Annotated in this window: 24 protein-coding genes; 10 read left to right on the top strand and 14 right to left on the bottom strand. The window is 67.2% G+C overall.

All coding sequences use genetic code 11. From position 1 onward, the window contains the following. Positions 1–82: 82 nt before the first annotated feature. From QMX82_RS15145 to aroC, 11 genes are all read right to left on the bottom strand, one after another. A complete protein-coding gene (locus QMX82_RS15145; RefSeq protein ID WP_282284998.1) occupies positions 83–883 on the bottom strand; it encodes a transglutaminase family protein in 801 nt (266 codons plus the stop codon). Then, the gene (locus QMX82_RS15140; RefSeq protein ID WP_187979717.1) at positions 880–1833 is read right to left on the bottom strand and encodes an alpha-E domain-containing protein; all 954 of its coding nucleotides are present in this window, start codon (positions 1831–1833) and stop codon (positions 880–882) included. Before QMX82_RS15140 ends, QMX82_RS15145 begins: the two co-directional genes overlap by 4 nt. A gap of 62 nt (positions 1834–1895) precedes the next feature. Further along, positions 1896–3305 (bottom strand): circularly permuted type 2 ATP-grasp protein, encoded by a 1410-nt coding sequence (locus tag QMX82_RS15135; RefSeq protein ID WP_208691731.1) that lies wholly within the window; start codon positions 3303–3305, stop codon positions 1896–1898. A 257-nt stretch (positions 3306–3562) separates the two neighbouring features. Continuing rightward, on the bottom strand, positions 3563–3904 hold the full coding sequence (locus QMX82_RS15130) for a ribonuclease E inhibitor RraB (protein ID WP_208691732.1): 342 nt from the start codon (positions 3902–3904) through the stop codon (positions 3563–3565). Positions 3905–4008: 104 nt separating this feature from the next. Next, entirely contained in the window at positions 4009–4860 is an 852-nt protein-coding gene (gene speE / locus QMX82_RS15125; RefSeq protein WP_282284995.1) for a polyamine aminopropyltransferase, read from the bottom strand. A 96-nt stretch (positions 4861–4956) separates the two neighbouring features. Further along, entirely contained in the window at positions 4957–5169 is a 213-nt protein-coding gene (locus tag QMX82_RS15120) for a PLD nuclease N-terminal domain-containing protein (protein ID WP_026083979.1), read from the bottom strand. A 105-nt stretch (positions 5170–5274) separates the two neighbouring features. Continuing rightward, complete coding sequence (mtnC, locus tag QMX82_RS15115; RefSeq protein ID WP_282284983.1) at positions 5275–5961, bottom strand: acireductone synthase; 687 nt, start codon at positions 5959–5961, stop codon at positions 5275–5277. Beyond that, complete coding sequence (locus tag QMX82_RS15110; RefSeq protein WP_282284982.1) at positions 5958–6509, bottom strand: 1,2-dihydroxy-3-keto-5-methylthiopentene dioxygenase; 552 nt, start codon at positions 6507–6509, stop codon at positions 5958–5960. Before QMX82_RS15110 ends, mtnC begins: the two co-directional genes overlap by 4 nt. Then, positions 6506–7120, bottom strand: a complete 615-nt coding sequence (locus QMX82_RS15105; protein ID WP_133861148.1) for a methylthioribulose 1-phosphate dehydratase — start codon at positions 7118–7120, stop codon at positions 6506–6508. Before QMX82_RS15105 ends, QMX82_RS15110 begins: the two co-directional genes overlap by 4 nt. Continuing rightward, positions 7104–8264 carry an MFS transporter gene (locus tag QMX82_RS15100; protein ID WP_282284979.1) on the bottom strand — a complete coding sequence of 387 codons (1161 nt, stop codon included), beginning with the start codon at positions 8262–8264 and terminating at the stop codon, positions 7104–7106. Before QMX82_RS15100 ends, QMX82_RS15105 begins: the two co-directional genes overlap by 17 nt. Before the next feature lie 14 nt (positions 8265–8278). Continuing rightward, the gene (gene aroC / locus QMX82_RS15095) at positions 8279–9370 is read right to left on the bottom strand and encodes a chorismate synthase (RefSeq protein WP_208691738.1); all 1092 of its coding nucleotides are present in this window, start codon (positions 9368–9370) and stop codon (positions 8279–8281) included. Between the two features lie 134 nt (positions 9371–9504). Here aroC and QMX82_RS15090 point away from each other — a divergent pair, with 134 nt between their 5' ends. The 10 genes from QMX82_RS15090 to QMX82_RS15045 all read left to right on the top strand — a co-directional run bounded on the left by QMX82_RS15090 (position 9505) and on the right by QMX82_RS15045 (position 20655). Then, positions 9505–10473 carry an alpha/beta hydrolase gene (locus QMX82_RS15090; RefSeq protein WP_282284977.1) on the top strand — a complete coding sequence of 323 codons (969 nt, stop codon included), beginning with the start codon at positions 9505–9507 and terminating at the stop codon, positions 10471–10473. Positions 10474–10516: 43 nt separating this feature from the next. Further along, positions 10517–11296: a hypothetical protein gene (locus QMX82_RS15085; protein ID WP_208691740.1), complete on the top strand. Its 780-nt coding sequence runs from the start codon at positions 10517–10519 to the stop codon at positions 11294–11296. A 145-nt stretch (positions 11297–11441) separates the two neighbouring features. After that, positions 11442–13823: a penicillin acylase family protein gene (locus QMX82_RS15080; RefSeq protein WP_282284974.1), complete on the top strand. Its 2382-nt coding sequence runs from the start codon at positions 11442–11444 to the stop codon at positions 13821–13823. Between the two features lie 243 nt (positions 13824–14066). After that, positions 14067–15263, top strand: a complete 1197-nt coding sequence (locus tag QMX82_RS15075; RefSeq protein WP_282284972.1) for a CmpA/NrtA family ABC transporter substrate-binding protein — start codon at positions 14067–14069, stop codon at positions 15261–15263. Between the two features lie 11 nt (positions 15264–15274). Beyond that, entirely contained in the window at positions 15275–15847 is a 573-nt protein-coding gene (locus tag QMX82_RS15070) for an ANTAR domain-containing response regulator (protein WP_027599890.1), read from the top strand. Between the two features lie 133 nt (positions 15848–15980). After that, complete coding sequence (alaC, locus tag QMX82_RS15065; protein ID WP_208691743.1) at positions 15981–17222, top strand: alanine transaminase; 1242 nt, start codon at positions 15981–15983, stop codon at positions 17220–17222. A 94-nt stretch (positions 17223–17316) separates the two neighbouring features. Further along, positions 17317–17511, top strand: a complete 195-nt coding sequence (locus QMX82_RS15060) for a hypothetical protein (RefSeq protein ID WP_017642174.1) — start codon at positions 17317–17319, stop codon at positions 17509–17511. Continuing rightward, positions 17511–18266: a hypothetical protein gene (locus tag QMX82_RS15055; RefSeq protein ID WP_208691744.1), complete on the top strand. Its 756-nt coding sequence runs from the start codon at positions 17511–17513 to the stop codon at positions 18264–18266. The genes QMX82_RS15060 and QMX82_RS15055 overlap by 1 nt, the downstream gene beginning before the upstream one ends. Positions 18267–18389: 123 nt before the next feature. Continuing rightward, positions 18390–18905, top strand: coding sequence for a DUF4142 domain-containing protein (locus tag QMX82_RS15050; protein WP_208691745.1), 516 nt, complete (start codon positions 18390–18392; stop codon positions 18903–18905). Positions 18906–19443: 538 nt separating this feature from the next. After that, positions 19444–20655, top strand: coding sequence for a nitrate/nitrite transporter (locus tag QMX82_RS15045; protein WP_133861158.1), 1212 nt, complete (start codon positions 19444–19446; stop codon positions 20653–20655). A gap of 35 nt (positions 20656–20690) precedes the next feature. Here the strand turns inward: QMX82_RS15045 and QMX82_RS15040 are convergent, their stop codons facing one another. The 3 genes from QMX82_RS15040 to QMX82_RS15030 all read right to left on the bottom strand — a co-directional run. After that, positions 20691–21263: a GNAT family N-acetyltransferase gene (locus QMX82_RS15040; RefSeq protein ID WP_208691746.1), complete on the bottom strand. Its 573-nt coding sequence runs from the start codon at positions 21261–21263 to the stop codon at positions 20691–20693. Beyond that, complete coding sequence (locus QMX82_RS15035; protein WP_282284946.1) at positions 21260–21796, bottom strand: GNAT family N-acetyltransferase; 537 nt, start codon at positions 21794–21796, stop codon at positions 21260–21262. The genes QMX82_RS15040 and QMX82_RS15035 overlap by 4 nt, the downstream gene beginning before the upstream one ends. Beyond that, positions 21793–23195, bottom strand: a 1403-nt coding sequence (locus QMX82_RS15030; protein ID WP_282284944.1) for a dipeptide ABC transporter ATP-binding protein, incomplete at its 5' end; no start/stop codon positions are given. The genes QMX82_RS15030 and QMX82_RS15035, both read right to left, overlap by 4 nt.

Here is a 23195-nt window from a genome sequence, read left to right as displayed (position 1 = left end):
TGGAACGGTCGACGCAACAGACGCGCCCCCAAAAGAAAAGACGGCCCGTGGCCGCCTTCTCGTCTGCTGTGGGCAGCGCTGATTATTGCTGTTGCTGCGCCTGCTGCAAGGGCTCGACCAGCACCTTGGCCTCCATGTGCTCCACCCCGCCACCGCGGCGCATGCCGCGCACCGGACAGGCATCCAGGTAGTCCAGGCCGATGGCCAGGCGCAGGTGCCGCTCCGGTCGGATCAGACGATTGGTGACGTCGTAGCTGTACCAGGCGCCATCGTGCCAGGCTTCCGCCCAGGCATGGCTGGAAAGGTGCGCGCTGTCGTCGGTGCACAGATAGCCAGACACATAGCGTGCCGGGATACCCAGGCTGCGGGCGCAGGCCAGGAAGGCATGGGCATGGTCCTGGCAGACCCCGGCACCCTTGGCGAAGGCCTGGGCGGCATTGCCGTCCACCTCGGTGGAGCCGGGCACGTAGGTCATGCGCTCGTGCAGGTGCTCCATCAGCTGGATCAGGGTGGCGCGATCCCGACGGCTGTCGCAGACCTCGCGGGCAAAGGTCGTCAAAGCTTCGTCGGCCTCGGTCAGCCGGGTCTGGCGGAGAAAGGGAAAGGCCGAAGCCTGGCACGGTTCCGCCTCGAAGGTCTCGTCGATCTCCACCTGCCCGCTGGCGGTGATGGTGATGGCGTCGTGCGGGGTGTCCATGGTCAGCACATGCAGAATGTTGCCGAAGGGATCGCGCTGCGCGAGCGCCGGGCGTGGCAGTGCCAGCTCCCAGCTGAGGATGCGCTGACGAGCATCATCCTGGGGGGTGAGGCGTAGGTACTGGATGCTGGCGCGGACCAGGTCGGCGTAGCGATACAGGGTTTCGTGATGGATCGCGAGTCTCATACGATCTCCAGGTAAGCGGTGTTGATGCCACTGCCAAGCTGGCGGATGTGGACGATGAAATCGCCGATCCAGGCATGCAGTCCTTCTTCAAGCACCTCGTCGATGCTGGTGTAGCGCAGGCGTGCCTCCAGGCCTGCCGCCAGGCGCTTGGCCTCGCGACCGTTCTCGCCGGGCAGACTGACCAGCACCCGGTGCAGCTCGATCACGCAGGCCAGCAGCGAGCGTGGCAGGTCTTCCTGCAACAGCAGCAGCTCGGCGCCGTTGCGCACGTTGAGGGCATCGCGATAGAGCTCGGTGTAGGCCTCGAAGGCGCTCAGGGCGCGCAGCAGGGCGCTCCACTGATAGAAGCCGCGGGCGGAGGCATCGCTGATGGCTTCCGCTTCCTCTTCGCCGAGCACCTGGTAGCGGGCGTCGAGCATGCGCAGGGTGTTGTCGGCGCGCTCGACGAAGGTACCCAGGCGGATGAAGCGATAGGCGTCGTTTCTCATGATGGTGCCGACGGTGGCGCCACGGAACAGGTGGGAACGCTCCTTCACCCACTCGCAGAAACGGCTGATGCCGAAGCGGATCAGGCCGGTGACGGCGATCTCGCGCATCTCCAGCCAGGTGGAGTTGACGTTCTCCCACATGTCGGCGGTGATGCGCCCACGCACTGCGTGGGCATTGCTGCGGGCGGCCTGCAGACAGCAATAGATGCTGCCGGGGTTGCGCTCGTCCAGGGCGAAGAAGTGCAGCAGGCGCTCGGGGTGCAGGGCCCCGTGCTTTTCCCGGTAGTCATCCAGGGTGCCGGTGATGAGCAGTGGCATGGCCAGTTCGTCCAGGCCTCCGCCCTGCCCGCTCTGCGGCATCATCGACAGCGAATAGCTGACGTCCAGCATCCGCGCGAGATTCTCGGCGCGCTCCAGGTTGCGGGACATCCAGTAAAGATCGGCAGCGGTACGACTCAACATGGTGGGGTCGCCTTTCAAAGGTCCTTGCGGGGCCGCCGGGGCGGCCGCTGTTCTGTGGCGATCTAGTCCTGGACCACCCAGGTGTCCTTGGTGCCGCCGCCCTGGGAGGAATTCACCACCAGCGAGCCTTCGCGCAATGCGACCCGGGTCAGGCCGCCGGGCACCAGACGCGTCTTGCGCCCCGACAACACGAAGGGCCGCAGATCGATGTGTCGCGGCGCGATGCCGCTCTCGACGAAGGTCGGACAGGTGGACAGCGACAGGGTGGGCTGGGCGATGTAGGCACTGGGGTTGGCCTTGAGCCGCGCGCGAAAGGCCTCGATCTCCAGGCTGCTGGCGGTAGGCCCGACCAGCATGCCGTAGCCGCCGGAACCATGGACTTCCTTGACCACCAGCTCGGGCAGGTTGGCCAGCACATGGGACAGTTCGTCCGGCTTGCGGCACTGCCAGGTAGGCACGTTGTAGAGAATGGGTTCTTCGCTGAGATAGAAGCGGATCATCTCCGGCACATAGGGATAGATCGACTTGTCGTCGGCCACCCCGGTACCTATGGCATTGGCCAGGATGACATTGCCGGCGCGATAGGCGGCCAGCAGGCCAGGCACGCCGAGCATGGAATCGGGATTGAAGGCCAGGGGATCGAGGAAGGCGTCGTCGAGACGCCGGTAGATGACATCGACCTTGCGGAAGCCCGAGGTGGTGCGCATGAACACCTGTTCGTCGCGCACCAGCAGATCGGCACCCTCCACCAGCTCCACGCCCATCTCCCGCGCGAGGAAGGCGTGTTCGAAGTAGGCGCTGTTGAAGCGCCCCGGGGTGAGGACCACCACCGTGGGGTTGTTGACCGGGGTGGAGCTGCGCAGGGTATCGAGCAGGATATTCGCATAGTGGTCGATGGGCGCGATGCGCTCCAGGGTGAACAGCTCGGGAAACAGCCGCATCATCATCTTGCGGTTTTCGAGCATGTAGGACACCCCGCTGGGGGTGCGCAGGTTGTCTTCCAGCACGTAGTAGGCACCGTCGCCATCACGCACCAGATCGACCCCGGCGATATGGGCGTAGATGCCATTGGGCAGATCCAGCCCCTGCATGGCCAGCTGGTACTGGTCGTTGGCCAGCACCTGCTCGGCGGGGATGACCCCGGCCTTGATGATGCGTTGGTCGTGATAGAGGTCGTGGAGAAAGAGATTCAGCGCCTGGACGCGCTGGATGCAACCGCGTTCGATGATCTGCCATTCGCTGGCGGGAATGGCGCGCGGCAAGGCGTCGAAGGGAATCAGGCGCTCCGTGCCCTGTTCGTCGCCATAGAGGGTGAAGGTGATCCCGGCGCGATGGAACAGCAGATCGGCTTCACGCCGCCGCTGGGCCAGGAGTTCCGGGGGTGTCTCGCTCAGCCACTGGGCATAGCGACCATAATGCGGTCGACACTGTGCCTGGACGTCATACATCTCGTTATACAGTTGGCGGCTCATGCCGATCTCCTTGTCACCCACGGTGCAGCGTCGCAAGCCGCGTGCCAGCGCCAGAACCTTCAAAATCAAGCCTTTGCGCGGCTTCGGGTCGCACAATGCACCAAACCCAGGCACGTAAGCGTGCGCATGCACCGCAACGTCTCCGTCAAGAGCCTAAGACGGTGCGCCAGGCGGAAAGTGCGATGATTGAGCGGCGGAGCGATTTCAGCGGAAGAGACGGACATCCCTGACGGGATGCCGCCTCGACGTGCCCGAGATCAGGCGGAGCTGCGGCTGACTTCCTGGGTGACGCCCCAGCCGTCGAGCTGACCACCCAGAGGTGCCACCACCGCCTCGAGATCGCTCTCGAAATCGTTGATGGTGGCGTGGGTGGCGAACATCACCTTGCTGACCTGCAGATGCCAGCCACCCTCTTCGTGGAGCATCACCTGGGCGTTGAGGGACTCGCCATGGAACTGGTCCGCGGCAATGCGGGCCTTGCCTTCATCGGCGAAGATGGCGAAGAAGTCGATGGGATGGAAGCGGGCGAAGTCGAAGCCGCCCTCCTTCATCCGCTGCAGCAGGTTCAAGCTCACATCATCGGCAAACGACAAGGACATAGGACAACCCTCCTCTGGTTCGGATGATCTTCTCGCCGGGTCGTCGCTACCGACGGCCGGCGAGTTGCGGCTGAAAACTCGAACGGTGCCGCGACCGCCAGGGCTTACGCCTTGCCGATGGCCTCCAGCACGTATCGAGGTAGAGCAAAGGCAGCAGCATGCAGCTCCGGAGTGTAGTAACGAGTCTGGATGCCTGTATCACTGTAGCGCTGCGCCAGGGTTTCGGCATCTTGCCGACGCAAGGTCGTGTCCTTGCTACCCCAGGCAAGGGTCATGACGCCCCCTATGTAAGTAGGCACCGCTGACAGGTAAAAGTGCCAGTCGGCGAACAGCCCGGACATGCGGCTGGCCGTGGTCCTGACCTCGTCCAGCTGCAGGAAGGGCGTACCGTTCTGGGCCACCATGACGCCGCCCTCCTGCAGGCAGCGATGGCAGGCCTGGTAGAAATTCTCCGAGAACAGCACCTCGGCCGGGCCGATGGGATCGGTCGAGTCGGAGATGATGACGTCGTAGCGCTCGGTGGTGTTGGCGACGAAATTCATGCCGTCGTCGATCACCAGCTTCAGTCGCGGATCGTCGAAGGCGCCGGCCGAGTGACCGGGGAAGTGCTCCTTGCACATCGCCACCACCGAACCGTCGATCTCGACCATGGTGATGTGCTCGACACCCCCGTGCTTGGCCACTTCGCGCAGGATGCCGCCGTCGCCACCGCCGATGATGAGCACCCGCCGGGGCGCCGGATGGGCCAGCAGGGGCACGTGGGTGAGCATCTCGTGATAGATGAATTCGTCGGCCTCGGTGGTCTGGATGACGCCATCCAGGGCCATCACCTTACCCAGCACGGCGTTCTGGAAGATCACCAGGTGCTGATGCTCGGTGCGCACCTCGTGCAGCATGCGCTCGACGGTGAATCGCTGACCGTAGCCGTCGTAGAGGGTTTCCAGGTAGTCGCTCATGTCGATCTCCGCAGGTGGCTGGCCGAGACAGACAATGCCCGGCCAAAAGCCGGGCATTGTAAGAGCTGGATGTGACAGGCTCCAGCGTTGTGCTGGCTAGCCCTTGTGCGTGGGCGCCGTGGCCGAGCGATTGCCGCGCGGTCCGGCGGCAGCCCAGGCGATCAGGCCGATCACCGGCAGCACGATGATGAGCACCGTCCAGCCGATCTTGGCGTTGCTGGTGCTGTCGCTGCGGATGACGTTGACGATGGCCCAGATGTCGAGCAGGAAGACGATGAAGCCCAGTACACCGCCGATGGTGGAATTGATCATGTCGCGACTCCCGTTGCGAGGACACAGGTCTCGTCAATTGGGACTGGCGATGAGGGCGTCGAGTTCGGCCGGCTCGCTTGGCAGCGGGGCCGGCCGCAGGCTTCAGCCGAGTCTGGCGAGATCGATGTCGGCGAAGGACGCCACACACGGATGATCGCCCAGCCGGCCACCGGCACGCACCAGCCCGCAGGTCGGCAGGCCCGCCTGGCGCGCGGCATCCAGCTCTTCCACCACGTCGGAGAGGAACAGCAGTTCCGCCGGCGCGTGGGTGGTGGCCGAGGCGATGCGCGCATAGGACTCGGCTTCGCGCTTGCCACCGGTCAGGGTATCGAAATACCCGGAAAACAAAGGCGTGAGATCGCCATGCTCGGAGCAACCGAAGATCAGCTTCTGCGCCTGGATCGATCCGGAGGAATAGACGTACAGCGGCAGCCCTGCCGCGTGCCACTGGCGCAGGGCCTGGACGGCGTCGGGATAGACGTGACCCTGGAGGGTGCCGGCGCGATAGCCCTGCTCCCATACCTGACCCTGCAGCGCCTTGAGCGGTGTGGCCTTGCGGTCGGTGGCGATCCACTCCAGCAGGATGGCGATCACCCGCTCCACGTCGGCGTCCAGCTCGCCGGCTTCGGCGCGCACGGCATCGAGTTGCTCGGCCACGGCCGGCTCTCCGGCATGGGCGCGCACAAGGGCCGGCAGGTGCTCGCGGGCATAGGGAAAGAGCACGTCGAAGACGAAGCTGACGGCGCTGGTGGTGCCTTCGATATCGGTGAGGATGGCCTTGATCGTCACGCCTCGACCTCCAGGCGCGGGAAGCGCTGGGCGATGTCGACGCCGGTGAAGTGGGCGACCCAGCCATCGGGATTGTCGAACAGGCGAATGGCGATGAAGGACGGCGACTCGCTCATGTCGAACCAGTGCGGGGTGCCGGCCGGCACCGAGATGAGGTCGTCCTTCTCGCAGAGCATGGCATAGACCTGGTCGTCGATGTGCAGGGTGAAGAGGCCCTGGCCGGCGACGAAGAAGCGCACCTCGTCCTCGTTATGGCAATGCTCTTCGAGGAACTTGGCGCGCAGCGCCTCCTTCTGCGGATGCTCGGGATGCATGCTGATGACGTCGACGGTCTGATAGCCGCGTTCCTGGATGAGGCGATCGATTTCCGGCCGGTAGGCGGCGATCACCTCCTCCTGGCTGGCGCCCGGCGCCACTGGAGCGGTGGCCTGCCAACGCTCGAAACGCACCCCGACCTCGGCCAGGGTGGCGGCGATGTGCTCGCCATCGCTGATCACCTTCAGCGGCTGGCGCGGTTCGGCATCGTGGTAGACGGTCAGTCGGCTCATGGACGCAGGCTCCGGGTCTTGAGTTCGCATTCGAAGAGGAATTCGAAGGCTTCCACGTGGCGCAGGGCATCGGCCATGCGCGGCCCCCAAGTATAGAGGCCGTGCCCGCGGATCAGGTACCCCACGCAGTCGGGATGCACGTCCAGCCAGGTCTGTACCTGGTCGGCCAGACGCGGGATGTCCTGGTCGTTATCGAACACCGGGATCTCCACCCGCACGTCGTGGGTGGTGACGCCATGCAGGGCCTTCTGCAGCTCGTAGCCGTCAAGCAGCAGGCGATCGCCTTCGAGCTGGCGCGAGAGCACCGTCGAATTCACCGAATGGGTGTGCAGCACGGCGCCGATTTCCGGCTGCCAGCGATAGAGCTGGGTGTGCAGCGCGGTCTCGGCCGAAGGCTTCTTGTCCTCCAGCGGCGTGCCGTCGAGATCGGTGGCGAGGACGTCGTCCAGCTCCAGCTGACCCTTGTGCTTGCCGGAGACGGTCAGCAGCAGGCGGCTGTCGGACAGCCGTACCGAATAGTTGCTGCTGGTGGCCGGCGACCAGCCGCGGCCATAGAGGAAGCGACCGGCGTCGATGATTTCCCGGGCCAGTTGCTCACGCTGCTGGATCATGGAGGGTTCTCCTAACGGACAAGAGGATGAGGAAGGCGCCCGCCAGTGCTGCAAGGGAGGCACCGGCAAAGGCGGCAAGGGCACCGGACACCTGCCAGGCATAGCCAGCATACAGCGCGCCCAGCGCCCCACCAGCCCCGGAAAGTGCCGCATAGAGCGATTGGGCCTGGCCCTGGCGACGGCGGTCGAAATGGGATTGGACGAACTGGATGGCGGCGGCGTGGAAGCAGGCGAAGGTGGCCGCATGCAGGAGCTGGGCGAACAACAGCACTGGCAACTGGTCGGCCAGGGCGCCCAGCAGCAGCCAGCGCCCGGCAGCGATAAGGAAGGCGCCGACCAGCAGGGCGTTGAGCGACAGCCGCGCCAGCAGTTGCGGCATCACCAGGAAGACCAGCACCTCGGCGACCACGCCCAGGGACCAGAGCTGGCCGATGACGCTACGGCCATAGCCGAGTTCTTCCAGGTGCAGGGTGAAGACCGTGTAGTAGGGTCCGTGGGACAGCTGCATCAGCGCCGCCGCGATGAAGAAGGCCAGCACCCGCGGCTGACGCAGGGTGGTCAGAAAGGGCTCGGCCGGCGCCTCGGGGCGCTGGCCCGGATCGACCTTGACCCCCGGCACCGCCAGCGAGGCCAGCAGGATGATCGTCATCACCAGCAGCAGATAGGCCGGATAGAGATCCAGGCTGACGTATTCGAAGGCCCAGCCAAGCCCCGCCACCGCGGCGATGAAGCCGATCGAGCCCCAGAGGCGGATGCGCGCATAGCGCTGCGGCTGGTCGCGCAGATGGGCCAGGGTGATGGCTTCGAACTGGGGCAGCACCGCGTGCCAGAAGAAGGCGTGCCCCGCCATGATCAGCGCCAGCCAGGCGAAGCCCTGGCCCAGGTAGATACCGGAGAAGCACAGCAGGGTGCATGCGGCGCCGAGGCGGACGATGCTCAGCCGGCGGCCGGTGCGATCGGCCAGCCAGCCCCAGAGGTTGGGCGCCAGTACCCGCATCAGCATGGGGATGGCCGCCAGCTGGCCGATGGCGGTGCCGGAAAAGCCCAGGTGGTGGAAGTACAGCCCCAGGTAGGGCGCCGTGGCCCCCAGCAGCGCGAAGTAGGCGAAGTAGAAGCCCGACAGCCGCCAATAGGGAACCGGCATCGTCCGTCCGCGGATCAGAGTTGCTGCAGAATGGGCGTGTGCACTTTCACCTCGGCGTTCTGCGCGCGGTGACGCAGCAGGTGATCCATCAGCACCAGGGCCATCATCGCCTCGGCAATGGGCGTGGCGCGGATGCCCACGCAGGGATCGTGGCGACCCTTGGTGATGATATCCACCGGATTGCCATGGACGTCGATGGAGCGCCCCGGGGTGGTGATGCTGGAAGTGGCCTTCAGCGCCAGGTGGGCGACGAGGGGCTGACCGGAGGAGATGCCGCCCAGCACGCCACCGGCGTTGTTGGACAGGAAGCCCTCCGGGGTCAGCTCGTCACGATGCTCGGTGCCGCGCTGGGCGACGCTGGCGAAGCCGGCGCCGATCTCCACGCCCTTCACCGCATTGATGCTCATCAGCGCATAGGCCAGTTCGGCGTCGAGGCGGTCGAAGATCGGCTCGCCCAGCCCCGGCGGCACGCCGTCGGCGACCACGGTGATGCGCGCGCCCACCGAATCCTGATCGCGGCGCAGCTGGTCCATGTAGGCCTCCAGCTCCGGTACCCGGTCCGGATCAGGGCTGAAGAAGGCGTTCTCTTCCACGCTGTCCCAGGTCTTGAAGGGGATCTCGATGGGACCCAGCTGACTCATGTAGCCACGCACCCGGATGCCCTGGGTGGCCAGGTACTTCTTGGCGATGGCACCGGCCGCGACGCGCATGGCGGTTTCCCGCGCCGAGCTGCGACCGCCGCCGCGGTAGTCGCGCAGGCCGTACTTGTGGTGGTAGGCGTAGTCGGCATGGGCCGGGCGGAACAGGTCCTTGATCGCCGAGTAGTCCTTGGACTTCTGGTCGGTGTTGCGGATCAGCAGGCCGATGGGGGTACCGGTGGTGACGCCCTCGAAGACCCCGGACAGGATCTCCACCTCGTCCGCTTCCTGGCGCTGGGTGGTATGGCGGCTGGTGCCGGGCTTGCGCCGATCCAGGTCACGCTGCAGGTCGGCGATGTCCAGGGGCAGTCCAGGCGGGCAACCGTCGACGATGGCGACCAGCGCCGGGCCATGGCTTTCGCCGGCGGTGGTGACGGTAAACAGCGTGCCGAGGGTATTGCCGGACATGCGAGGGCTCCGCGCTACGGGTGAAAGGTATGGATTCAAATTGGCAATGGGCGATTTTACACGCGCCGTGGTCTTTTACACGGATTGTGTGCGGGATAGGCCCCACACCCCAGCTCTCCGGTGCCCTTCCTGCCATGCGTCTGCTGTTCTCCCTGCTGCTGTGCCTCGCCCTGCCCGCCCTCGCCACGGCGGCCGATCCCGTGCTCTATCGCCCCTTCTCGCTCGACACCGGCAGCGGGGTGCTCAAGGGCAGTCTGATCCTGCCGCGCAGCGAGCGTCCGCAACCGGTGGTGCTCTTCGTTTCCGGCTCGGGCCCCATTGACCGCAATGGCAACGCCCCCGGCGCCCGCAATGCCGCCCTGCAGCGTCTGGCCGAGGCCCTGGGCCGGCAGCGGATCGCCAGCGTGCGCTTCGACAAGCGCGGGGTGGCCGAGAGTCGCGGCGCCGAGCCGGACGAGAGTCGTCTCAGCGTGGAACGCTATGTCGACGATCTGGTCGGCTGGATCCGGCTGCTGCGCGCCGATCCGCGCTTTTCCAAGGTGATCCTGCTCGGTCACAGCGAAGGCGCCCTGATCGCCAGCCTGGCCGCCGACCGGGTGCCGGTCGGCGGCGTGGTCACCCTGGCCGGCAGCGGCCGGCCCATCGACGTGGTGCTGCGCGAGCAGCTGGCCGGCAAGCTGTCGCCCGCCGGCCTGGCCAGCGCCCAGTGGATCATCGATCAGTTGCTGCGCGGCACGCCGGTGCCCGAGGTGCCGAAGGAATTGCTGGTGCTGTTCCGCCCCAGCGTCCAGCCCTATCTGATCTCGCTGTTCCGCCAGGACCCGGCCAAGGCCTTCGCCGGCATCCACGCCCCGGCGCTGATCGTCCAGGGCACCCATGACGTTCAGGTGGAGGTGGACGATGCCCGCGCTCTGCAGCGGGCCAAGCCGGATGCCGAACTGGCGATCATTCCCGGCATGAACCACGTGCTGCGCATCGCCCCGGCGGACCTCCAGGCGCAACTGCCCACCTACGACAACCCCAACCTGCCACTGGCCCGCGCGCTGGTCGAGCGCGTGAGCGCCTTCGTCGCGCGCTCAGGTTCCCCGCACCCTGGCCGATAAGCCAGCAAAGGCGCCCAGGAGGCGCGCCAGCTGGAGTCCCACCGTGGAAACCCCCGATCACGCAACGCCGGCCGTCGAAGCCGTCCCCCATGAGCCCCATCCCTGGGCCAGCCTGCCGCCCGAGCGCTTCCAGCTGCTGCGGCTGATGCCGCAGCCGGCGGATCGGCGGGTGGGCGTGCGCCCGCTGCGCTTCGTGCAACTCGGCCTGGTCGAGCGCCATGGCGACGACGAAAGCCTGCTGCGACTGACGGTGCAGATTCCCGGTCAGCTGCTGCATCGCGAGGTGAACGTGCTGGAGGTCTGGGTCGATCATCGCCTCGGCGAAATCCGCCTGGGTCCCGAACGCGGCCTGCAGATCGAGCCGGAAGAACGCGGCCTGGGCCGCTTCCTGCTGGCCCGGGCGGCCGCCTGGGCGCGCCTGCGCTGGAACCACTACCGGGTGCAGGACCTGCCCCTGGCGCGCCGCGACGCCCTCGACGACGACAGCCGCAAGCGCCGCGACCATGTGCTCGGCGCCCAGGGCTTCACCGTCGAGACGGCGGCAGACGACGAGCGCCAGCAGCTCTGCCGGGCGGCTCGGGTCAGCCAGCTGCGCGAGGACTGGAATACCGACAAGGTGCAACTGCTGTCGCTGCTGGACGGCGCCACCCTGCTGGAGCAATGCGACCGGGTGATCGACGAGCGCGATGCCAGCCTGCGCCAGCTGGAGGACCGCATCGCCCTCTATCGTCGTGATGACATCTCTTTGAGATTCGCCATCGGCTGCCTGGCGGTGTTCTGCCTGTTCCAGGCCGCACTGCTGATCTGGATGGCGCTGCGCTGATCGGGAAGAGGCCGCGCCAGGCGCCCTGCCGCACGACCTGTCGGCAGCGCCCAGGCGCCACCCCTCGCCCGAGGCTTGCTCCCCCGGCGGACCCTGCTAACGTAGCCCCCCGTTCGCATCCATCCGCTCGGAGTGTCCGCTGTTCATGGTCTCGCCTCTCCCGTTTCGCCCGCGCGCGCCGCTGCGCCTCGCTACCCTCGGCCTGCTGACCGCCCTCGCCGGCTGCCAGTACTTCGCCGAGGAGCCGTCGCCCCGCGGCCAGCCGCAACTCAAGGGCAGCCTGCCCCTGCGCGGCCTGGCGCAGACCGCCTCGGTGCGCCGCAATGCCGACGGCCAGCCGCTGATCGAGACCACCACCTTTCACGATGCCCTCTTCGCCCTCGGCTACGTCCACGCCAGCGAGCGCCTGGCGCAGATGGTCGAGCTGCGCCTGCTGGCCCAGGGGCGGCTGGCCGAGGCCTACGGTGAAAGCCGCCTGGACAGCGACAGATTCATGCGCGCCGTGGACCTGCGCAAGGCCGCCCAGGTGGCCTACGGCAACGCCTCGCCGCGGATGAAGACCTTCTTCGAGGTCTATGCCCGGGGGGTCAACGCCTACCTCTATCGCGCCGGCGAGCGGGTCGCGCTGGATGGCCACGACTACCGCGCGGAATACTGGAAAGCCGAAGACAGCGCGCTGCTCTTCGAACTGCTCAACTTCGCCCAGGCGGTGGACCTGCGCAAGGAGACCGCGGCGCTGGCCCTGGCCACCCAGGTCGGTCCCGAGCGCCTGGCCTGGCTCTTGCCCACCTACCCGGATGAACCGCTGCCGGAGGAAGAGACCGCCAAGCTGCGCGGCCTGAATCTGCGCGGCCAGCTGCCGGGACTCGACGCCCTGCTGCAGGTCCAGCGGCAACTGGCGGAACACGCGCCCTTCGGTGGCCCCACCGGTACCGCCTGGGCGGCCACCCCGGGCCATACCCGCAGCGGTCGCAGTCTGCTCGCGGTGGACAAGGTCAGCGCCTTCGCCGGCCAGTCGCCCTTCACCCTGGTGACCCTGAGGGCGCCGCGCTTCGAGGCCGTGGGCACCACCCTGCCCGGGCTGCCGCTGCTGCTCGACGGCTACAACGGCAAGCTGGCCTGGGGCGCCGCGACCCTGATGGGCGACAGCCAGGACCTCTACCTCGAACGCCTGCAGCGCCAGGGCGGTCGCCTGCAGGTGCAGAGTGGCGGCCAGTGGCAGCCGGCCGGCGAGCGGGTGGAGACCTTTTTCGTCCGCGGTGAAAAGCCGCGGCGCGAGACCCTCTACACCAGTCCGCGCGGTCCGTTGCTGAATCTGGCCCTGGCGCCGGACGCCAACGGCTACGGCCTGGCCCTGCGCAGCAGTCGCCTGGAAGCTGACAAGAGCCTGGACGCCCTCTTCGATCTGTCCCGCGCCAAGGACGTGGAGCGCGCCTTCGAACTGGCCCGCGGGTTGCGCGCCAGTGACTGGAATCTGGTATTCGCCGATGCCGAGCATGTCGGCTGGCAGGTAACCGGTCGTTATCCCAATCGCCGCAGCGGCCTGGGGCTGCTGCCCTCGCCCGGTTGGGACGAGCGTTACGCCTGGGACGGCTACGCCGATCCCATGTTGCACCCCTACGATCAGGACCCGGCCCAGGGCTGGCTGGGCGCCGCCAACCAGCGTGTGGTGCCGCGTGGCTATGGCATGCAGCTGTCCAGCAACTGGTCGGGCCCCGAGCGCCAGGAGCGCCTGGCACAACTGGCCGGGCGCTCGGCGCGCCTCGATACCCGCGACGCCATGGCCCTGCAGCAGGACCAGACCACCACCCTGGCCGCCAAGCTCAAGACCCAGCTCGACGCCCCCGGCTTCGCCGCCCCGCTGCGCCAGGCCATCGCCGCCCTGCCAGCCGCCCGGCGCCAGCGAGCGGAAGAAGCCCTGCGCCGACTGCTGGCCTTCGACGGTCGCCTGGCCGCCGGCTCCGCCGACGCGGCGCTCTACGAGGCCTTCTTGCAGGCCCTGGCCGAACAGACCTTCGCCGACGAGCTGGGTGGCACCAGGAGCCCGGCCTGGCAGGCCTTCACCACCCTCAGCGACACCGGCTACAACGCCATCGTCGATCATCTCCTGGCCCGCGACGACAGCCCCTATTGGGATGACGTCGGCACGCCTACCCATGAAGACAAGCCGGCGATCTTTGCCCGCGCCCTGGCCGGGGCCGTCGAGACCTGCGAGGCCAAGCTGGGCAGCAATCGCGCCGCCTGGCAGTGGGGCCGCTTGCACCGCCTGGATGGGACGGCCAGTGGCGGCGACGGCTCGACCCTGGACCTGACCGCCAGCCACTGGGGCGGCGATGACCAGGCCTGGCTGGCGCCAGCGCTGCGCCTGGTGGTGGACTTCGGCCTGGCCGAGCCCCTGCAGGCGAGCCAGGCCGGCACCCCGGGTACGGGCTGGGCCCGCGGCCAATACCAGAGCCTGCCGTTGCAGCCGCAGAATCTGGAGCGCGTCTATGGCCGTGACCGCCTGCTGCTGGTCCCGCAGAAGTAATCCTCTCCTGGCAACCCGTGACTTGGCGCGGGTTTTGCCCCTTCTCTGGCAAGCCTCAGCCGGCGCCCTTCCTCCCGCCGCGCCGCGGACCGCTGCCAAGGCGTGGTCCAGCAGGCGCTGGTGGCAGGGAAAGCGCCCGGTGATGGTGCCGTGCCTGTCACCAAAATGGTGCAGCCCCTAGTCGAGACGCCCATAGCGGTGCACAGAGAGGCACCCTGACGTCTGCCAGCGAGCGGAGACACCATGCCTGCCCTGCCTTCCCCCCACGCCGCGCATCTCTGGGTCGCGGGTTCGGATGCTCCGGAAAAGCCCGAGCTCAATCTGGGCTTCCTGCCCCTGAGCGATGCCGCCTCGCTGATTGTGGCGGCGACCCAGGGCTTTGGCGAACCCCATGGCCTGACGCTCAATCTGCACCGCCAACCCTCCTGGTCGGCGCTGCGCGACAACCTGCTCAACGGCCAGCTCGATGCCGCGCATTGCCTCTATGGCCTGGTCTACGGCGTCCAGCTCGGACTGGGCGGTGCCGCCGCCACGCCGATGGCGGTACTCATGAGCCTGGCGCAGAACGGTCAGAGCCTCAATCTGGCGCGCAGCCTGACCCGGGAAGGCGTCCGGGACACGGCCTCCCTGGTCGAGCGGATCCGCCAGCCGGGGGCCAGGCCGCTGACCCTGGCGCACACCTTTCCCACCGGTACCCATATCTTCTGGCTCTACTACTGGCTGGCCGCCCAGGGCATCCATCCCCTGCAGGACGTGCGCACCGCGCTGGTGCCGCCACCGCAGATGCCCGAGCACCTGGCCGCCGGCCGGGTCGATGGCTTCTGCGTTGGCGAACCCTGGGGCGCTGCCGCCGTGGCGCGCGGCCAGGGCTTCACCCTGACCACCACCCAGGCGATCTGGCCGGACCACCCGGAAAAGGTGCTGGCCTGCACCGGCCACTTCGCCGAGCGCTATCCCAACACCGCCCGGGCGCTGATCCGCACCCTGCTCGACGCCAGTCGCTTCGTCGAGGAGAGTCGCGAGAATCGCCTGGGTACCGCCCAGCTGATCAGCGGTGCCGACTATGTGGATACCGACCCGGCGCTGCTCGCCCAGCGCTTTCTCGGTCACTACGAAGACGGCCTGGATGGTCACTGGGAAGACCAGCACCCCCTGGCCTTCCATCGCCAGGGCACGGTCAATCCGCCCTATCTCTCCGATGGCCTCTGGTTCCTCACCCAGTTCCGCCGCTGGGGCTTGCTACGCGAGGAGCCGGACTACCTGGCCATCGCCGAGGCCGTGCAATGCACCGAGCTGTACCGGCAGGCTGCCACCGACCTCGGTCTGGCGGTGCCACCGACCCGGCGCAGCAGCATCCTGTTCGACGGTCGCACCTGGGACGGCAGCGATCCAGCCGGCTATGCCCGCAGCTTCGCCATCCACGCGCTCAGCGATCACTAGGGAGAACGACCTTGCGCATCTTGCTCATCGACGACACCCCCAAGCAGGTCGGCCGTCTCAAGGCCGCGCTGATCGAAGCCGGTTTCGAGGTCATCGAGGAATCCGGCCTGACCATCGACCTGCCCGCGCGCATCGAGGCCCTGCGGCCGGACGTCATCCTGTTCGACACCCAGTCTCCCGGTCGCGACGTCATGGAACAGGTCTGCCTGGTCACCCGCGACCGGCCACGCCCCATCGTCATGTTCACCGACGAGCACGATCCGGCGGTGATGCGCCGGGCCATCCAGTCCGGGGTCAGCGCCTACATCGTTGAGGGTATCCAGACCAGCCGCCTGCAGGCCATCATCGATGTGGCACGCGCCCGGTTCGAGACCGACCAGGCCCTGCGCGCCGAACTCCAGGCCCGCGAGCAGCAGTTGCTGGAGCGTAAGAAGGTCGACCAGGCCAAGGGCCTGCTGATGAAGATGCGCGGTTGCAGCGAAGACGAGGCCTATACCCTGATGCGCCGCCAGGCCATGAGCAAGCAGCAGAAGCTGATCCAGGTGGCCGACCAGATCATCGCCATGAGCGAACTGCTCGGCTGAGACAGGCCGCGCGAGCCCGCCCGATTTTTTCCTCGACAAGGGCAGCGGCGTGCGGCTAATGTCCGCGGCAGGTCACCTCCTGTGACCCACGTCGCTCGGACGGTTCCGGGCGCTTACGTACTTCGAGGAACGCATGACTGATTCCAGTCCCGTGCGCCGCTTTGCGCGCATCGATCGCCTGCCCCCCTATGTCTTCAACATCACCGCCGAACTCAAGATGGCCGCGCGCCGTCGCGGTGAGGACATCATCGACCTGTCCATGGGCAATCCCGATGGCCCGACCCCGCCGCACATCGTCGAGAAGCTCTGCCAGGTCGCCCAGCGCGAAGACACCCACGGCTATTCCAGCTCCAAGGGCATCCCCCGCCTGCGTCGCGCCATCTCCCACTGGTATCGCGATCGCTACCAGGTGGAAATCGATGCCGACAGCGAAGCCATCGTCACCATAGGCTCCAAGGAAGGCCTGGCGCACCTGATGCTGGCGACCCTGGATGCCGGCGACACCGTACTGGTGCCCAACCCGAGCTATCCGATCCACATCTACGGCGCGGTGATCGCCGGCGCCCAGGTGCGCTCGGTGCCCCTGGTGCAGGGCATGGACTTCTTCGCCGAACTGGAGCGGGCCATCCGCGAAAGCATTCCCAAGCCGAAGATGATGATCCTCGGCTTCCCCTCCAACCCCACCGCCCAGTGCGTGGAGCTGGATTTCTTCGAGCGCGTGGTGGAGCTGGCCAAGCGCTACAACGTGCTGGTGGTGCACGATCTGGCCTATGCCGACATCGTCTTCGACGGCTGGCAGGCGCCCTCCATCATGCAGGTGCCCGGCGCCAAGGACATCGCGGTGGAATTCTTCACCCTGTCCAAGAGCTACAACATGGCCGGCTGGCGGATCGGCTTCATGGTCGGCAATCCCGAGCTGGTCGCCGCCCTGGCGCGGATCAAGAGCTATCACGACTACGGCACCTTCACCCCGCTGCAGGTGGCGGCCATCGCCGCCCTGGAAGGCGACCAGCAATGCGTGCGCGACATCGCCCAGCAGTACCAGCAGCGCCGCGACGTGCTGGTGCGCGGCCTGCACGAAGCGGGCTGGATGGTGGAGAATCCCAAGGCCTCCATGTACGTCTGGGCCAAGATTCCCGCGCCCTATGCCCACCTGGGTTCGCTGGAATTCGCCAAGAAGCTGCTGGCCGAGGCCAAGGTCTGCGTCTCGCCGGGGTTGGGCTTCGGTGACTATGGCGACGACCATGTGCGCTTCGCCCTGATCGAGAACCAGGACCGCATCCGCCAGGCGGTGCGCGGCATCAAGCAGATGTTCCGCGCCGACGGCCTGCTGCCCAAGGCGGCCCCGCGCAAATCCGGCGTCGAGCCGGCCTGAGCCTTCGCCGCGCCGGCGACTGGCGGCGCGGCGAATTCTTGTCAGTCCGGGTGTTCCAAGCTATAAGCGCCTAGTGCATCCCCAGGATATCGTCATGCTGAAAGGCCTGTTCAACCTGCTCAAATCGCCCTCCGCGGACGATCTCAAGCTGGCCGCGAGCATCAACAACTCCTACAAGTCCATGCGCGTGGTCGGCCGCGGCACCCTGCGCATCGATCCGGCGGAGGTCTTCGACTCCCCCGAATTCAAGGAAGACCTGGACCGCGCCCGGCGGCTCATCAACCGCTGATGTTCCTGCTGCTGCTCCTGCCGATCCTGGTCAGCGGTTTTCTTGTCTGCCACAAGCATCCGCTCTACTTCTATCGCCTGCACCGCTACGAGGGCCAGTACCTCTATCTGCAGAGCGCCCGTTTCGGCCTGTTCTGCACCCTGCTTGCCGTGATCCTGCACCTGGGCGTCGCTCAGGTTCTGCAGGGGCGCAGCTGGTCATGGGGCGAGCGGATCTTTTCCCTCGACTACTTCGCCGGTCTCGCCGACCTGCTGCGCCGCACCGGCACCCTGGAGGACCCGCTGCAGGCCGCCTGGATCCTGGTGGTGACGGTGACCGCCCTGCTGATCCCCGGCGCCTGGGCCGCGCTGGCGCGCTGGACCATCAAGCGCAAGTACGGCCTGAGCGAGGACAACTACCGTACCTTCATCCTCGCCGGCATCCTCAAGGACAGTCCGCTGGACGATCTGCTGATGACCGCCTCCATCAACAAGGAGACGCTGATGCTGACCCTGGAAGAGCGCAAGGTGTACGTCGGTCGCATCACCACCCTGGGCGAGCCGAGCGAAACCGAAGGAGCCGACCAGGACGTCTGCATCAAGCCGATCATGAGCGGCTATCGCGACAAGGACAAACTCTGGGTGACCTTCACCACCCACTATGCAGACAAGGGCAAGGACATCTACCTGACCCTGAAACAGAGCCAGATCGTCTCGGCGACGCGCTTCGATTTCGACGCCTATGAAGCGTTTCGCTCCAGCGTAAGCCGCGCCTGATCTGGCTTCGCGCACGTTCTTCAGGGAACGTATGACTTTTTAGGCAGGTCCCATTTTGCAGGCGCGTTCACTGCCAGCCGGTGACGCCCTTCTCTTACTGCCAAGAAAATCAGGAGCACGTCCATGACGCCCATGCTGAAGAAAGCTTCCAGCCTGTCCCTCGCCATCCTGCTGGCTGCCGGTGCCGGTCTGGCCCAGGCCGCCGACAAGCTGTCGCCGGCCGAATTCGTCGACGACGCCTCGGCCAAGGGCATCGCCGAGGTCGAGGCGGGCAAGCTGGCCCTGGAAAAGAGCCAGTCCCAGGACATCAAGACCTTCGCCCAGAGCATGATCGACGATCACACCAAGGCCAACGAGCAGCTCAAGAGCCTGGCCCAGGAGAAGCAGCTGAAGGTCTCCACCGACGCCGAGCTGATGGACAAGGCGAAGGCCATGATCCTGCAGGTGCGTGACGACTCCTTCGATCGCTCCTATGCCAACAACCAGGTCGTGGCCCACGAGCAGACCATCGAGATCTTCCGCAACGAAGCCAAGACCGGCGATGACGCCGCGCTCAAGGCCTTCGCCGAGAAGACCCTGCCCAAGCTGGAGCACCACCTCCAGGAAGCCAAGGCGCTGCAGACCAAGTACGCGAAGTAACAGCGGCAGATCGTAGGTTGGGCTGCGACGGCCTTATCGCCGAAGCCCGACAGTGCCATGACGCAGCGGCAGTGTCGGACTTCGCTGCGCTCAACCCAACCGACATTCAGGGCGCACCTGCCGTACGCCAAGTCAGGGCGCTGGATCGTAGGTTGGGCTGAGACGGCCTTATCGTCGAAGCCCGACAATGCCATGAGGCAGCGGCAGTGTCGGACTTCGCCGCGCTCAACCCAACCGACAGGCACAGGACGAACCACCAGGGCTATGGTCCGTACGGGTATGCCAGGCGCTAATAGAGAGCAGCTTGCCGTACCTGCGCTCGATCATTGTGCAGCACGTCGTCCTCTTTAGACGCTGCCAGCGCCGTGGGCGTCGATAAACACCGGGCTTACGTGACTTGGCTTCGCTCTTGCAAAGACCTGGGTAGCGGTGGCCAACGGCGGTCACCCCAATCGACAAAGGCGTCAGTTCACCTCCCGGCAACGGGCAAGGGTGACTGGCGCCTTTTTCATGCCCGTGACGTGCCCGAGGTGCCTCCATGAGTCCCAGTTTCTGGAAAGCCGGCCATGCGCCGACCCTGTTCGCCGCCTTCCTCTACTTCGACCTGAGTTTCATGGTCTGGTACGTGCTCGGCCCCATGGCCGTGCAGATCGCCACCGACCTGCAGCTGACCACCCAGCAGCGCAGCATGATGGTGGCGACGCCCATCCTCGCCGGCGCTGTCCTGCGCCTGATCCTGGGCTTCGTCGCCGATAGACTGTCACCCAAGACCGCCGGCATCATCGGCCAGGTGGTGGTGATCCTGGCGCTGCTGGTGGCCTGGCAGCATGGCGTGCACAGCTATGAGCAGACCCTGGTGCTGGGCCTGTTCCTCGGTTTCGCCGGCGCCTCCTTTGCCGTGGCCCTGCCGCTGGCCTCCCAGTGGTATCCGCCGCAGCACCAGGGCAAGGCCCTGGGCATCGCCGGTGCCGGCAACTCCGGCACGGTGTTCGCCGCCCTCTTCGCCCCGGCGCTGGCCAAGGCCTTTGGCTGGACCAACGTGTTCGGCTTCGCGCTGATCCCGCTGATCCTGACCCTGGTGGTCTTCGTACTCTGTGCCCGCAACGCCCCGGAACGCCCGGCACCGAAGAAGCTGGCGGACTACGGCCGCGCCCTGGGCGACCAGGACAGCTGGTGGTTCATGTTCTTCTACAGCGTGACCTTTGGCGGCTTCCTCGGCCTCGCCAGCACCCTGCCCGGCTACTTCCATGACCAGTACGCCCTGGAGCCGGTGGTTGCCGGCTACTACACCGCGGCCTGTGTCTTCGGTGGCAGCCTGATGCGGCCCCTGGGTGGCGCCCTGGCCGACCGCATCGGCGGCATCCGCGCGCTGCTCGGCATGTACACGGTGGCGGCCATCTGCATCGCCGCCGTGGGCTTCCACCTGCCCAGCGCCATGGCCGCCCTGGCCCTGTTCGTGGTGGCCATGCTCAGCCTGGGTGCCGGCAATGGCGCGGTGTTCCAGCTGGTCCCCCAGCGCTTCCGCAAGGAAATCGGCGTCATGACCGGGTTGATCGGCATGGCGGGCGGCATCGGTGGCTTCGCCCTCACCGCCGGCCTGGGCGCGGTCAAACAGGCCACCGGCGACTATCAGCTGGGTCTCTGGCTGTTCGCCGCCCTCGGCGTGCTCGCCTGGTTCGGCCTGCTCAGCGTCAAGCGCCGCTGGCGCACCACCTGGGGCTCGGCTGCGGTTACCGCGGCGCGGGTCTGAGGGAAGTCCGGCGGCCAGGTGCCGCCGGTTTTCATTCAGGGGGCGGGACGGACATAGCTGGTCAGCACGTGATCCCGCCAGACCCCGTCGATTTCCAGATAGCGCCGCGCCAGGCCCTCGCGCTCGAAGCCGAGGCGGGTCAGCAGATGAGCGCTGCGGGTGTTCTCCGGCAGATGGTTGGCCATGATCCGATTCAGGCCCAGCTCGGCGATGACGAAATCCCGCCCCAGGCGCACCGCCTGGCGCATCAGCCCCTGTCCCTGCCAGGCTGCATCCAGGCCGTAGCCCAGGTAGCAGGCCTGGAAACCGCCGCGAACCATCTGGCTGAAATTCACCGTACCTATCACCAGCGGCCCCGCCCGCAGCACCAGGCGCAATTCGCTCAGGCCTGGGCCGCCGGCGCGGTACGCCGCTACCTGCCCTTGCCATTGCGCCAGGGTATAGAAGGCATCCGAGCGCCGTGGCATCGACAGCGCCAGGTGCTGGCGATTGCGCCGATAGTAGTCGGCTACCGCGCCAGGATCGGCCAGGGTCAGGTCGATCAGTTCCACCGCCTCGGTCACGGCGAAGCGGGGCGGATACTGCAGCGGAACGCTCAGGGTGGTCATGGCTTCACCTGCGGCGGCAATTCGTAGACCCAGGTGGCGCAGCGCTGCCCGTCTGGACCTTCCCGATCGTTTTCCAGCACCCGGACGCGCCGGAAACCCGCCCGTTCGGCGAGGCGCTGGCTGGAGTGATTGGCGGCCGAGGTGGTGAGAAAGAGCCCCGCCGCGCCCCGCTGCTCGACAAAGTAGCGCAGCGCGGCGGTCATCAGGCCCTGCCCGGTATGCAGGCTGTGCAGCCAGTAGCCGATCTCGTAGCGCCGCCCGCCGTCCAGTGGCGTGAGCCCCAGGCAGCCGAGCAAGGCGTCATCGCGCACCAGGAAGTAGCGTTTCTCGCCCTGGGCCAGGGTGAAGGCACCGCGAGCGGCGAGCAGGCTGTCGCGGGCCTGGGCGACCGTGGTGTGTTCCCGGGCCCAGCCGAGGAAGCGGCGATGCTCGGCATAGCTCCAGTTCAGCGCCTCGGCGAAAGCCTCGGCCAGGCGCGGTTGCGGCCAGACCAGCGCGAAGTCGGCCAGGGCGATGCGCGGTGGAAAATTCATGGCGGGGTCCCGAAATCCAGGCGCGGCACGGCGGCCAGCAGGCGCTGGGTCATGGCGTGAGCGGGCGCACGCAGCACCCGTTCGGCGCTGCCCTGTTCGACGATGCGACCGCCGTCCATCACCGCGATGCGATCGGCCAGGTATTCGACCACGCCGAAATTGTGGGTGATGAACAGATAGGCCAGCCCCCGCTCCGCCTGGAGCTCGCGCAGGAGATCGAGGATCTGCGCCTGCACCGAGACGTCGAGCGCCGAGGTGGGTTCGTCGCATACCAGCACCTGCGGCTCGACGATCAGCGCCCGGGCGATGGCGATGCGCTGCCGCTGGCCGCCGGAAAATTCGTGGGCGAAGCGCTGCAGGGTGTCGCCGGGTAGCCCGACCCGCTCCACCAGGGCGGCAGCGCGGCGCTGGCGCTCGGCGGCATCCAGCTCGGGACGCAGCGCTAGCAAGCCCTGCTCCAGGGTAGCGCCGATGCGCATGCGCGGATCCAGTGAGGCGAAGGGATCCTGGAAGACGATCTGGATCTGCCGCCGTAGCCGCTGCAGGGTACGCCGATCGGCCGTGAGCAGGTCCTCGCCGCCCAGCTGGGCGCTGCCGCTGATGCGCGGTCCATCGAGCAGGCGCAGCAGCGCCTTGCCGGTGGTGGTCTTGCCGCACCCGGACTCGCCCAGCAGCGCCAGGGTCTCGCCCGCGTGCAGGTCGAAGCTCACCCCGTCCACCGCCCTGACCCAGTCCCGCGTTCGGCCCCAGGCCCCGCGGCGGAGCGGATAGTGCACGGCCAGCTCACGCACCTCCAACAGCCGCGCGCCCGGCTGGCGCTGCGGCAGGGCACGCGGGGTGCCGGCCAGGGTCTGGCCGCGCTTGGCGAAGGTGGGAATGGCGGCGAACAGCTCGCGGGCATAGGGATGCCGGGGCGCCTCGAAGAACTCCGCGGCCGGGGCGCTCTCGACGATCTCGCCATGGCGCATCAGGGCCACGTGATCGGCCACCTGGCGCACCACCGCCAGATCGTGGGTGATGAGCAGGATGGCCATGCCCAGTTCGCGCTGGATGTCGGCCAGCAGCGCGAGGATCTGCGCCTGGACGGTAACGTCCAGCGCCGTGGTGGGTTCGTCGGCGATCAGCAGGTCCGGCTCGGCGGCCAGCGCCAGGGCGAGCATGATGCGCTGCTTCTGGCCACCGGAGAACTGGAAGGGATAGTCGTCGATCCGTCGCTCCGGCTCGGGAATGCCGACCCGGCGCAGCCATTCCACCACCCGGGCACGGGCGGCGGCGCCGCGCAGCGCGGTATGGGCGCGCAGGGTTTCCTCGATCTGCTCGCCGATGCGCATGACCGGATTCAGGCTGGTGGCGGGCTCCTGGAAGATGGTGCCGACGCGGCCGCCGCGCAGTTCGCGCA

Origin of the sequence: Pseudomonas sp. PS02302, assembly GCF_029959585.1 — a bacterium.
In the GTDB taxonomy this organism is placed as follows: domain Bacteria; phylum Pseudomonadota; class Gammaproteobacteria; order Pseudomonadales; family Pseudomonadaceae; genus Chryseomonas; species Chryseomonas aestiva.
This window is presented reverse-complemented; position numbering and strand designations above follow the sequence as displayed.